An 11,842-nucleotide genomic window follows, 5' to 3' on the forward strand; every position below is an offset into this window, starting at 1 on the left:
GCTGCTACCATGGAACTACGCTAAAACCGTGTGATCGGCGCACCGCTTACAGTTCAACTTCGTACGATCAATCCGAGTCTTCGATGTCCGGTATGCGCGACAGCACGAATCCGGACGTGACGGCGACTGCAACCGCGGCGCCATCGTGGTCCTCGGCACATATGGGACGCAAGGTGACTTCGCCTGGCGGAGGTCTTCCATAGCCGCCCTACCAGCCGACCATGTCGGTCTCGAACGATGGGGCCAGAATTGCCCCGGTATCTATCATCGATCCGTCTTCGTCGATTGGCGCGACTACGAGGGCAACTACGGCTTTGAGCAGGTGAACTACTAGCGCCGACAAAGACAGCGTTGGCATTCATCCGTGTCGGCCTAAGTGCTCGGAGGCAATCAATCACCGGTCGTTCGCTGCTGTCGATGCCAAGGTCAGCAGAGCGGACAAAACGGATCTTGGTTTTCTATGCCTCGCAGAAGCAGCATTCTCTCGCATTTGCAGCACGCACTTTGTTGCAATGCAGCGTGTATCACCAAATCAGTCATTTACCTGCACCGATTTAGGCAGAAGCTGAGAATCTTCAGTTATCCTTCAGAACCTCAAGCCATTCCTCGAAATTGACGCCAGTTTTTGCCGAAACAGAAATCACTTTCGCCTTGGGGTTCACTTCCGCGATGTTGCGTCGGCACTCTATTTCATCGAATTCGACGACCTCAGCAATATCCATTTTGTTTATGACAACGACTTCTGATGCGCGGAACATGTGAGGGTATTTCAGCGGCTTATCTTCACCTTCTGTTGTCGAGATTACGGCTACTTTCATTTTCTCGCCCAAGTCGAACATCGACGGACAAACCAGGTTGCCGACGTTTTCAATAAGAACGACCGACCCAGATTCTGGATCCAATTGCTTAACGGCATCAGAAATCATATCGGCCTCAAGGTGACATCCCGCCCCTGTATTGATTTGGATCGCTTTGGCACCTGCGGCGCGGACACGTTCGGCATCGTTGGACGTCATTTGATCACCTTCGATCACATAGACCCGTCGCTGGCCTCCGATTTCCCGGATTGTGCGCTCCAAAAGGGTCGTTTTTCCTGCCCCTGGTGAACTTACTAGATTGAGTGCCAGCACCCCACGTCCTTCGAACCAGCCACGATTGCGTTCGGCGATCTGGTCGTTCTTGGAGAGAACAGCCTGTTCCAACGAAATGATTTCACCGTTTGGGCCATGGACATGTGGTTTGTCATTGCCTTCATGTGAGTGATGATGGTCTTGGTCATGATGATGATCATGGCCGTGGTGATCGTGCTCGCCATGCAGCAAACTACCGTTGCGCAGGAGCGTTTCCTGACCGGTTTCCGGATCAACCATCTTCACTTCATTTGCGGGATCTGAACATCCACATGTGCCGCACATTACGCCACCTCCCCTAGTTCGAATTCCTTTATGAGAAATGTATCGGCTTCAGCCTCCACAATTTCCAACTTTGCCCCGTTCAGGGGACTATCTTGCGTCACGATTTCCCAGCAAAACTCAAGCGCCTTCGTTTCGACGCAGGCGAGTGGGCCAATTGCCAACTTCACGCGGGACACCGGCTGGTCACCTGCATTTTCACGGACGATCGAAACAATATTGCGGCTCAAACCCAGTTCATGCATGTGCAACGCCCCCAAACGCAAGCGGCGCGGATTCAAGCATTACCGTTGCACCAACACCGATTGCGACAAGACCAGCGATAACGATGACTGCCCGATGCAGGACCGTCGCACGGTTTTCGGCGAAGCGTAGTGGCCAATAGACCATAAGGCTCAGCAGCCCCATGCCCAGGATCGATCCGATCCCGAAAATGAGGACATAGCCAAGAGCCACAGATGCAGATTGGGTACTGGCCGCAGCGAGGGCCAAGAGGCCAGCGGAGCCTGCCATACCGTGCATAAGACCAACCAACAAGGGGCCTGCCAGTGCCCGTTTGCGGTGGGAATGGTCATGCGCGTCGTCGCCGTGTTCCAGATCTGAATTTTTGTGCGAATGCGCGTGAAAATGCGGATCACTGTCTTGGTGCCGGTGCACATGGAAATGGACCCGATCCCGCCACAACCGCCAAAGCACATACGTTCCAAGCACAACAAGCATCACGCCCACGGCGAACTCCAGTTGCGCTTCGCGGGACGGCGTCAAATTCGCGCCAAGCAAAATCACTGCGCCGCAAACAAAGAACAGCGTAATTGTGTGCCCCAGACCCCAAGCGCACCCGCGCGAGACCAAATCGCGCCAACCACGCGTGCGATCTTTTGCTGCGAGACCACCCATGGCGGCAAGGTGATCCGCTTCGAAGGCATGTGCCATCCCGATTAAAAATCCAACTCCGAGAATTCCAAGCATCAGCAAATCCTCGGCAATTGCTCACCAACCAACATATCGACGATCCTTGCTCCGCCAAAACTGGTTTGCATGACGACACGTTTAGGATGTGCCGCAGTCGCTCGACCGACGATGACCGCCTCTTTGCCAGCCGCCGTACTTCGCATTGCATCCAAAGCGCGTTCGGCCTCTTCTTCGGGCACAAAAAGCACCAGGGTACCTTCGTTCGCGAGGTAAAGTGGATCTAGCCCCAGAATTTCACAGACGCCTTTTACTTCTGTCCGAAGTGGTAAAGCTGTTTCTTCAATTTCGATCCCGCAATCGGCGGCTTCCGCGATCTCATTCAAGGCGGATGCCAGACCGCCGCGAGTCGCATCACGCGCTGCCCGGACATCGACTGTTTCGCAAGTTGCGTTCATCAATGCGTTCAACGGCTGACAGTCGCTTGGAATTTCGACACTCAGGGCCATGTCGCCACGAGCTGCAAGTATTGCCGCACCGTGATCACCAAGCACACCGTTTACGATGGCAACATCACCTGGCTGCACACGGTCAGCGGACAAGTTTCTCTCCGGCGGAATGACGCCAACACCTGAGGTTGTTATGAAAATTCCGTCCGCTGACCCACGTTCGACAACCTTTGTGTCACCAGTGACAATGCGGACATTTGCTTCATCGGCGGCTTCCCGCATTGAGGCGACGACGCGGCGCAGCAACGCCACGTCCACCCCCTCCTCAATAATGAAGGCTGCAGAAAGCCATAATGGTTCGGCTCCGCCGACAGCCAAGTCATTCACGGTTCCACAGACAGCGATTTTGCCGATGTCACCCCCCGGGAACTCCAACGGCGATACGACAAACCCGTCGGTCGTAAAGGCCAACTGCGCCCCTGAATTTGCCAGCGCAGCACTGGTCAGCCGCGCCTGATCTTCCATGCCATCCGGCTCAAAAACCGAAACGAAGACATCCTCGATCAGGTCGCGCATTGCTTTGCCACCACCGCCATGCGCAAGCGTTACAGTATCGCTTTTCATTCGGCGCATGGGCTGGTTCATTCTGCAGGCTCCAAGTCCACACCACCGTATTGATAGTATGCCGCACAGGCTCCTTCAGAGGAAACCATGAGCGCACCAAGTGGCATCTCAGGAGTGCAGCCTTTGCCGAATTGTGGGCACTGGATTGGTTTGAGCCGTCCAGTCATCACATCGCCGCAAGCGCAACCTTCCGGTTCTGGCACAAAGCGCGGCGCGCCTTTGCCATAGCCGATACTGAATTTGGTTTCGGCATCGAATGCCACATATTTTTCTCGGATACGCAAACCGGAGCTGTCAATTTCGCCAAGACCACGCCATTCGAAGGTGGGTCGAGGCTCGTACACATCGTCGCATGCCGCAATTGAAACTGGGTTTCCATCATCTTGCACGACACGGGAATACTGGTTTTCTACTTCCGCGCGACCGTCACGCATCTGTTCAAGAACCATCAAGACGGATTGTAACAAGTCAATCGGCTCAAAACCCGCCACCACAATTGGCTTGCCATAGTCCCGAGCGATGAAGCGGTATGGTTCCACCCCGATCACCATGGACACGTGTCCAGGCCCGACGAAGCCGTCTAAGATCATGTGCGGATCATCCAAAAGTGCCTTGATCGGCGGTGGGACCGTGATGTGGTTACAGAAGACCGAGAAGTTAGCCATCTCTTCACTTGCTGCTTGCTGGATTGACAGCGCCGTACTTGGCGTCGTGGTCTCGAAGCCAAGCCCGAAGAAAACAACTTCTCGATCAGGATTGCGGCGCGCCAGTTCCAAAGCATCGAGCGGCGAATAGACCATTCTAATGTCCGCTCCTTCAGCTTTGGCTTGTAAGAGGGATTTTTTTGTACCCGGAACCCTCATGGCGTCGCCAAAGGTCGTAAAGATCACCTCCGGCCGTTCGGCGAGCTCAACACATTCATCGACCCGGCTCATCGGCAAAACGCACACTGGACAGCCCGGCCCGTGAATGAACTCGAGCCCTTCGGGCGTGAGCTTGTCGAGCCCATATCGGAAAATCGCATGGGTATGACCCCCGCAAATCTCCATGATATGCACCGGCTTTTCCTTAGTCGCTCCAAGTTCATCTATCACTTGGGCAATTTGCGCTAAAAGGCCTTTGGCGGCCTTGGGATCGCGAAACTCTTCTGCATACTTCATGACGCACGGTCCATTTCACGTTGGCTAGCGCGCATGGCCTCAATTTCCTCTTGTGCCTCGCCAAGCATCTTAAGAACATCCATCGTCTTGGCGGCCTCCTCTTCGTTGATGAGACTCATGGCAAAACCGACATGGATCAAAGCCCACGCCCCGATTAGGTCTTCGACTGGTGCGTCTCCAGCAATGCAAGCCACGTTCACTTCACGCCGCACACCCGACACGTCCGCAATTGCCAGCTTCTTTTCTGCTGATGAGATCTCGACGATTTGGCCAGGAATTCCTAAGCACATAGATCAAACTCCCTTTTCGTGATGTGCTAGGCCAATGACTGCCTGTCCCAGTGACAGACCACCATCATTCGCGGGCACGTTCTTATGTGTCAGGGCTTGAAGCCCCAACTCGTTGATTTCATTGCAGACAAGCTGCAGTAATGTAGCATTTTGAAAGCAACCACCGCTGAGCGCGACAGTATCAATATCCGTGTCGTCGGTGAGTCTTCGCACCATATTGCCAACGGCTTTGGCCAAGCCACGATGGAACCGCGCCGAGATGATTCCTACCGGTGTTTCCAACAAAAGATCGCCTAGCATCGCGCGCCAAACAGCCAGCGGTTCTATATAAGGGAGGCCTTTTCCACCAATCAGCGGGATACTGAACGGGTAAGCAAAATCTTCCGGCTCCTTCATCGCATCGCTACTGATAACTGCTTCGAACGCCATGGCCGCCTGTCCTTCAAAGCTCTGACGCTCCCAGGCGAGGCCCGTAATTGCGGCGGCCGCATCAAAAAGGCGGCCACAAGATGACGACAGAAGCGTGTTCGTACCTGCCGCCTTCATTGCATCAAGTTGCTCTCGTGGCTTGGCTTCCAGCTTTCCGATGACATCTAGCTCTGCGAAATTCATCTTGATTTCGCCCCAACTCATCTCAGCTGTCAGATGTGCATATGCATTCCGCCAGGGCTCACGAACCGCTGCGGCGCCTCCGATCAAAGGCACGGGCTTGAGCAGGCCAAGGCGCCGATACCCGGAATAGTCGGCAAGTAGGAATTCGCCCCCCCAGATTGTCCCGTCGTCGCCCAACCCAAGCCCATCCAAGGCAATCCCCAGAACAGGGGCAGCAGAAGACGGCCGCCCGTTATCAGCTAGACATGACGCGATATGTGCGTGGTGGTGCTGGACTTCGATCACTTGCGCTTCACCAGCAATCTCATAGCCGCGTTTTGTGCACAGGTATTCAGGATGGGCATCGACGACAATCACGTCAGGCGTTTTGTCGTAGAAACTTCGATAGAGGTCGAGAGAATGGGACGCTTCGTCATAGGTCGCCGCATTTTCGAGGTCGCCCATGTGTTGGCTGACGATTGCCCTGCCTCCGTCTGTCAGGCAGAACGTATTCTTTAATTCGCTGCCCATAGCGAGGACACTTACCGACTTGGAAAACTCTGATGGCAAAGTAATCGGCTGAGGCGCGTAGCCGCGTGCGCGTCGCAGCAAGGACACTTGGTCGCCGTCGTATCGAACGACACTGTCGTCCACGCGATTGTGAATGTCGCGATTGTGAAACAGCGCGAAGTCTGCAACGCCCGACAGTTCGCGGCGTGCTTCATCGTTGTCGATGCATTGCGGCCGACCCGAGATATTTCCAGATGTCATTATGACCGGTCGTTTCATCCTCCGCAGAAGCATGTGATGCATCGGCGTGTTTGGAAGCATAAAGCCAAGCCGCGCCAAGCCGGGGGCGACACCGTCTGGTAAACATCCGGAACGCGCATTCAGAAGAACGATTGGCGCTTCGGGAGATCTCAGCAGTGCCTCCTCGTCTTCTGATACGTCTGCATATTTTCGGATGACGTCCAGGTCGCGCGCCATGAGGGCGAAAGGCTTGTCCGGTCGCCGTTTGCGATCGCGCAGGCTCTGTACCACATCCGCTTTGGTCGCATCACAGGAAAGATGGAATCCACCGATACCCTTTACTGCTACAATGTGGCCGTTCATCAATGCGCCACCTGCGGCATCCACATCGTCCATCATGGAGAACGCCTCGAGATTGACAGCGCCACCACCTAGCTTCTCTAGCCAGGCTTTGGGGCCACAAACATGGCAGGCGACCGGTTGTGCATGGAACCGTCTATCCTTCGGGTCACTATACTCTGCTGCGCACTGGTCGCACATCTCAAATGCCGCCATAGTGGTATTTTCACGGTCATATGGCGCGGTCTGGATAATGGAGAGGCGCGGGCCGCAGTTTGTGCAGTTCGCGAACGGGTATCTATAGCGACGTTCGAAGGGATTCCGAACTTCTTCAAGGCAGTCATCGCAAACCGCCATGTCCGGCGTGACAGAGATCTGATTTGAGCCCGCGGTGGACGCTGCAATCTCAAATTTTTCCGGGGCATCGCTTGTGAGATCATGTGCTTCAATGCTCTCGATCATCGCGAGCTTGGGCAACGCCTTTCGCAGTTTTGTTTCGAACTCATCCGCTGCTTTGCCCCATAGTCTGATCTCAACACCGCGCGCCGAATTCTTTACATCGCCCGTCAATCCAAGTTCATTTGCCAAACGCCATACAGTCGGACGAAAACCGACGCCCTGAACTTGTCCTTGTACGATGAGCAATTGTCCTGTCATGTCGCGTATTTCCAGAGAAGAACACGATTGTTCCCGCTATCTGCAATCGCGACGAGGCCGTTAAGGGCGCTCAATCCATAGGGCCAACAGAGACTGTTGCGTTGCGCAATACCCCATCCGTTATCCCCTTTTGAAGCAAAGTCCGGCTGGCCAGCAAGGCGGTCCGCGGCTGGCGCGATGCCTCCATTTGTCCAGCCAATCAGCCTTGAGTTCGCGGTATCCGCGACAACCAGTCGGTTGCCATCTGTCGCAAGTGCGTAGGGCATGTTGAGCGCGCGAGAACTCGGATAGTAATTTGCCATATTGTGATCGCAGGCGGCGAAGTCAGATTGACCGATCAGCTCATCGCAGGGCTGACCATTCACTTCTGGCAGGCCTTCTGACCAGAGCATGACGCGATTATTGCCCGCATCTGCAACCGCAAACTTCCCTTGCCAAGTCAATGCAGCGTGCGGCCATCGCATCGACATGGCACTGACTTCCTCACCGGCGTTTTCATCGCGCGTAGTGAAATCGGACTGGCCAATAACAGCATCGGCAGGCTGGCCAGTTTCCACGAGGTCTTTCCAGACTAAGACGCGCCGGTTGCCAGTGTCGCAAACGATGAGCTTGTCTCCGATCGAAGCAACACCATATGGCCAATGCAACGTCGTTGCCGTCGGCGCATCTCCACCTCTATTCGCGAGAACACCGTCTGCATCAGGTTGGCCAAGTATGATATCAGCTGGTTGGTTGTGATCCTTGGGTGGCGTCCTCCAAATCAATACTCGATGGTTCCAAGCGTCTGCGACCACCAGCCCGCCGCGCCATTCTGCAACTCCGGTTGGCACATTCAAACTGAATGCTGTTGGAGCCGCTTTTGCATTTCGGCCCTCATGTTCGAAATTTGGCTGCCCGATCAATATGTCGGCGGGCTGATTATCTGCTGTTGGAGCCTTGGGCCAGCCCAACAAACGATGATGTCCAGTATCGGAAACCCAAAGCGAGCCATCTGAATGCAAGCAAACGCCACGAGGACCAAACAGTGTTGATTTCGAGGGTTGGAGAGCGACGGCAAAGTCATCGGCTTTCCATCCCAAAACAACTTCCGGCCCGTCGTTTGCCAGCATGGGAGCGCCAAATTCGACCGTCCCGGGTGCCTTAATCGGCTCAAATGAGGGCGCGAGAGAGACCTTCACTTTGTCACCCTTATCTCAATGTGGTCGCCAACAACACGAACGCCGTGCGGTTGAAGCTGCACCTCCGGTGCGGTGAGGCATTCACCGCTTTCAAGTGAGTATTGGAACTGATGATAAGGACAGGTGATGAAACCATCTGCGATCTCGCCGCCATCCATTGCCATTCCCATATGCGCACAGGCGTTCTCAAAACAAGTGACGCGATCACCGAAGCGAGAAATGAATACCGAGTGGCCGTCCACTTCAAAAACCTTTGTTTCTCCGTCAGGTACCTCAGCCAAATCGGCCGCCTTGCTCCAGCCATCATTCTGATAAGCTGCAAACGGCGACGTGAAGTGGACTTGATCGCTGCTGCCGCCGCCCAAACCTTTCGCCTGCTTCACTTCTTTGATTTGCGGAACCTGTTCCTGGATTGCTTTTTTGACGCCGGAATAGAACGTCAAAGCCGACGCAGGGCATCCATCACATGCACCGAGAAACCGGACAACTGCACTTGTGTCATCCACGGACACCAATTCCGCATCGCCGCCGTGTGATGCCAACATTGGCCGCACTGAATTGAGCGCTTCATCGACGCGTTCAAACAGGCTTGGCCGCAGTATGCCGTGCCGCCGAAGAACGGCGTATATGACCTCATCGGACGCCGCTGATCTTAAGGCCTCCGACATTCCTGCGACGCTTTGGAGATGCCGGATAAGCCGTCGGAAGGCCTCTGCGTTGAGGGCGTCAATTGCTTCCGCCCTCGCTTGCGCGCCTTTGCGTGCCGCGTCATCCCAGGTGTCGGCAAGCGAGGTCAGCGCTTCTATGTCGCGAAGCATCTCTCCGAGCGTGCGCTCTTGGGTTTCTGTTCCTCCATCCGCCATCTCCTTTTAGGCGTACTTAAGATCTTTGAAGAGGATCGGCTGCAGGAAGCCCGAAACTGCGCCGGCTACAGCCGCAGCCGCCCAAATCGGTGCGACCTGCGCAACACCATAGAGGATGACGACACCAATCGCGATTGCGATAAGCATCTGGCGTATCACTTTGCTATAGTCCTGAAAGAGCTTTCCGGTGACGAAAAGTTTCGCCGAGTTCATTGCCATTCCAAACATGAGGCGTCTCCCTTAGACAAATGTCGTGAGGGCGAGGCCGATGACAACGGCGCCGCCGCCTGCGATCAGCCCGTAGAGCATGCCCATGTATGAGGCGAGCTCATTGCCGAGTTCGGCGCCGCCGATCTTAATGCCAGAGAGCGCGCCCGCCCCTAATGCCGCAGCTATGCCCACGACCAGCGCGAGAATGAGTTCCATGTCTTAGATACCTTTCATTGAAGTGTCTGGATTGTTCGATCGGACTTGATGAGATCCTGGATTTCGCCAATGGCTGTGCTCACCATTTCGACCTTTTGATTTTCACCAACCGCGCCGAAGATCTTGCGTGCCTCGTGCAAAAGACCGAGAGCTAGAGCCATGTTGTTGGGGTTGCCTTTCTCCGGATCACTCGGGTCATCTGGAAGATTGGACAAACAGTTCGCCTTGTTCGCAATCGTGTTTGCGTACTCACCAGGCATGTCGTTCTCGTTCCGAACCTTCAAGGCCTCGTCATAAGCTTCAAGAGCCCGAAACCCGTTCTCCACCCGGTGGCTAGATGACGCATATTGCAACGCATTCCCGAGATTATTCTGCAGCATCGCATACTCTGTCGGATGATCTATTAGGCTCACAACCTTGAGACCTTCCTCGAATGACTGTACGGCCAAAGCTTCGCGCATCTTCCCGCTCTCATCAGAGAAAGGAATCGACAGGAACGCGGTCGCGAGATTGTTCTGCAAGATCGCGAATTCAGCGGGGAACTTTGATTTGTCGAACACTCGGAGTGCGCGCTGATAAGCGCTGATGGCATCTTGGATTTTGCCACGCCCCATTCCGGCGAGGTTTTGACAAATCAGGCCCAGGTTCATCTCAGCCTCGGCTATTTCCTCATCTTTGCCTTCGGCAGAAATAGTCGCTATCGCGACCTCCATCGCCTCACGTGCTCTGTCGAGGTACGACACGTCATCGCTTGGGACGCTCATGAGCGCTGTTGCCATGCGCGCTCGGATGCGAGCCCCCAGCAACACGTCGGTGTCACCACAAAGGTCCAGCGCTTCTTCGTAGATCTCTACAGCAGCAAGCAGGTCGTCAATGGATTTTGGCTTTTGCTGAATTCCCATAGCCATTTCCATGAGCATTTCCGCTTTTTCTGTAACGGTTGCATCCGCTTCGTTCACACTGCGACGTGCGGCCAGAACTTCGTCAGATGTGCGGCTGCGTGCCACCATTCTTCGCTCCCTGAATCATTGCTTACTTTGTTTTCAGAAAGAAAAGCAGATTGTCAGGACACTGACAACTAAGTTTTTTTTGTGTAAATCTAGTTTACAGTTATGGGCGCGATCAATGCACCCTCTTTCGACGACCACTGCACTGGCACCGACTCAGCGCTAAAATCAGTTAGCCCATGCGCTTCAAAGACATCAGGCGCCGTCGCAACTCTGTCTCCACTTGCATTGCGCACCTTGAGCAGGCACCCGCCCGCAGCCATTTGCCTCACTGGAAGGACCAGAAGTTTATCGTCTCTAATCAATATGATAACTGCTTCAAGTCCAGCAAAATATGTGTCGTAAACGTCCACTGAAATATAAACTGAGCCACGTCTAATCTCGATGGTTTTACTCATGGATTGCAGAGTCTTTCGATACGGTCAGCGACGGATTGTGCTGCGGCCTTCACCTCTGAAGAAAGCTCGAGACCCATTTCGAGCGACTTGGCCTCAATCAAAAGAACCGTAACATCGCTTGGAAATTCAGCTCCGTAAATCTTGCGCCCGGCGTAAAGCGCATTGTCCCATCTAAAGTCGTGCAAATTCAAACTGTCGTTGGGAGGTCGCTCAAGAACCTCTCCGGGAACTTCATAGATCGCGCCTGGGTTCGATTCGGGTGCTTGAGCATCAACAATGATAAGACGTTGGCACCCTCTGGCTTGATACATTACGCCCATGCCGTCTGTGCCTGCATCAAAAATCGCAACGTCTGAACCGAGCCCTTTCTCAATCAATATGCTGGCGACATAAGGCCCTACACCGTCATCACTTCTATTTGGGTTGCCGCACCCAATGACGGCGGTCAAATGCGCCACAGGCGACAGGACCATTCTGGCTCGACAGGGACATCCAACTCTGGCAACTCACAAAACTTGCGATGTACAAGATAATACATACAGGTTTCGCAGGGCTGTTCCATATCATCCGCCGTAATCGTGTGGTCGGTAAATCCACCAATTTTCAGGGTTTTTTTAAGATCATCACCTGCCTCGGTTTGGAGGCGATTGACGATCTGATTGACCATCTCTGATGTTTCCGCTCGCGGCCAAACTTCGGTTTCAAGACCATTTGCAAGCAATGTTCTGATTTTGTCGCGAAGCGCATCATCTTCCGGACTGGATGCCTTGTCTTCCATTTTGCGTTCTC

General features: G+C 54.3%; 15 protein-coding genes. All 15 read right to left on the reverse strand.

Translation table 11 applies throughout. The annotated features are described in order from the left end of the window. Nucleotides 1-575 precede the first annotated feature (575 nt). Nucleotides 576-1,370 (reverse strand): hydrogenase nickel incorporation protein HypB, encoded by a 795-nt coding sequence (gene hypB, locus ATO11_RS18815; RefSeq protein ID WP_242601465.1) that lies wholly within the window; start codon nucleotides 1,368-1,370, stop codon nucleotides 576-578. A gap of 44 nt (nucleotides 1,371-1,414) precedes the next feature. Next, nucleotides 1,415-1,657 (reverse strand): hydrogenase maturation nickel metallochaperone HypA, encoded by a 243-nt coding sequence (locus ATO11_RS18820; RefSeq protein ID WP_050532477.1) that lies wholly within the window; start codon nucleotides 1,655-1,657, stop codon nucleotides 1,415-1,417. Continuing rightward, on the reverse strand, nucleotides 1,650-2,381 hold the full coding sequence (locus ATO11_RS18825) for a HoxN/HupN/NixA family nickel/cobalt transporter (RefSeq protein WP_050532478.1): 732 nt from the start codon (nucleotides 2,379-2,381) through the stop codon (nucleotides 1,650-1,652). Before ATO11_RS18825 ends, ATO11_RS18820 begins: the two co-directional genes overlap by 8 nt. Beyond that, a complete protein-coding gene (gene hypE / locus ATO11_RS18830; RefSeq protein ID WP_050532479.1) occupies nucleotides 2,381-3,415 on the reverse strand; it encodes a hydrogenase expression/formation protein HypE in 1,035 nt (344 codons plus the stop codon). The genes ATO11_RS18825 and hypE overlap by 1 nt, the downstream gene beginning before the upstream one ends. Continuing rightward, nucleotides 3,412-4,554, reverse strand: a complete 1,143-nt coding sequence (gene hypD, locus ATO11_RS18835; protein WP_050532480.1) for a hydrogenase formation protein HypD — start codon at nucleotides 4,552-4,554, stop codon at nucleotides 3,412-3,414. The genes hypE and hypD overlap by 4 nt, the downstream gene beginning before the upstream one ends. After that, nucleotides 4,551-4,844 (reverse strand): HypC/HybG/HupF family hydrogenase formation chaperone, encoded by a 294-nt coding sequence (gene hypC, locus ATO11_RS18840; RefSeq protein ID WP_050532481.1) that lies wholly within the window; start codon nucleotides 4,842-4,844, stop codon nucleotides 4,551-4,553. Before hypC ends, hypD begins: the two co-directional genes overlap by 4 nt. A 3-nt stretch (nucleotides 4,845-4,847) precedes the next feature. Then, nucleotides 4,848-7,181 (reverse strand): carbamoyltransferase HypF, encoded by a 2,334-nt coding sequence (hypF, locus tag ATO11_RS18845; protein ID WP_242601466.1) that lies wholly within the window; start codon nucleotides 7,179-7,181, stop codon nucleotides 4,848-4,850. After that, a complete protein-coding gene (locus tag ATO11_RS21345; RefSeq protein WP_110553788.1) occupies nucleotides 7,178-8,290 on the reverse strand; it encodes an NHL repeat-containing protein in 1,113 nt (370 codons plus the stop codon). Before ATO11_RS21345 ends, hypF begins: the two co-directional genes overlap by 4 nt. 65 nt (nucleotides 8,291-8,355) lie before the next feature. After that, entirely contained in the window at nucleotides 8,356-9,222 is an 867-nt protein-coding gene (locus tag ATO11_RS18850) for a NifU family protein (RefSeq protein WP_050532483.1), read from the reverse strand. Nucleotides 9,223-9,228: 6 nt separating this feature from the next. Continuing rightward, nucleotides 9,229-9,450: a hypothetical protein gene (locus ATO11_RS18855; protein ID WP_050532484.1), complete on the reverse strand. Its 222-nt coding sequence runs from the start codon at nucleotides 9,448-9,450 to the stop codon at nucleotides 9,229-9,231. 12 nt (nucleotides 9,451-9,462) lie between these two features. Continuing rightward, complete coding sequence (locus ATO11_RS18860; protein ID WP_050532485.1) at nucleotides 9,463-9,648, reverse strand: hypothetical protein; 186 nt, start codon at nucleotides 9,646-9,648, stop codon at nucleotides 9,463-9,465. Between the two features lie 14 nt (nucleotides 9,649-9,662). Then, nucleotides 9,663-10,658 (reverse strand): hypothetical protein, encoded by a 996-nt coding sequence (locus ATO11_RS18865; protein WP_050532486.1) that lies wholly within the window; start codon nucleotides 10,656-10,658, stop codon nucleotides 9,663-9,665. An 89-nt stretch (nucleotides 10,659-10,747) separates the two neighbouring features. Then, on the reverse strand, nucleotides 10,748-11,053 hold the full coding sequence (locus tag ATO11_RS21350) for a hypothetical protein (RefSeq protein WP_082176456.1): 306 nt from the start codon (nucleotides 11,051-11,053) through the stop codon (nucleotides 10,748-10,750). Further along, nucleotides 11,050-11,526: a hydrogenase maturation protease gene (locus tag ATO11_RS21355; RefSeq protein ID WP_082176457.1), complete on the reverse strand. Its 477-nt coding sequence runs from the start codon at nucleotides 11,524-11,526 to the stop codon at nucleotides 11,050-11,052. The genes ATO11_RS21350 and ATO11_RS21355 overlap by 4 nt, the downstream gene beginning before the upstream one ends. Then, nucleotides 11,499-11,831, reverse strand: coding sequence for a hypothetical protein (locus ATO11_RS21360; protein ID WP_082176459.1), 333 nt, complete (start codon nucleotides 11,829-11,831; stop codon nucleotides 11,499-11,501). Before ATO11_RS21360 ends, ATO11_RS21355 begins: the two co-directional genes overlap by 28 nt. Between the last annotated feature and the right edge of the window lie 11 nt (nucleotides 11,832-11,842).

The organism is Pseudaestuariivita atlantica (assembly GCF_001205715.1).
Lineage (GTDB): Bacteria > Pseudomonadota > Alphaproteobacteria > Rhodobacterales > Rhodobacteraceae > Pseudaestuariivita > Pseudaestuariivita atlantica.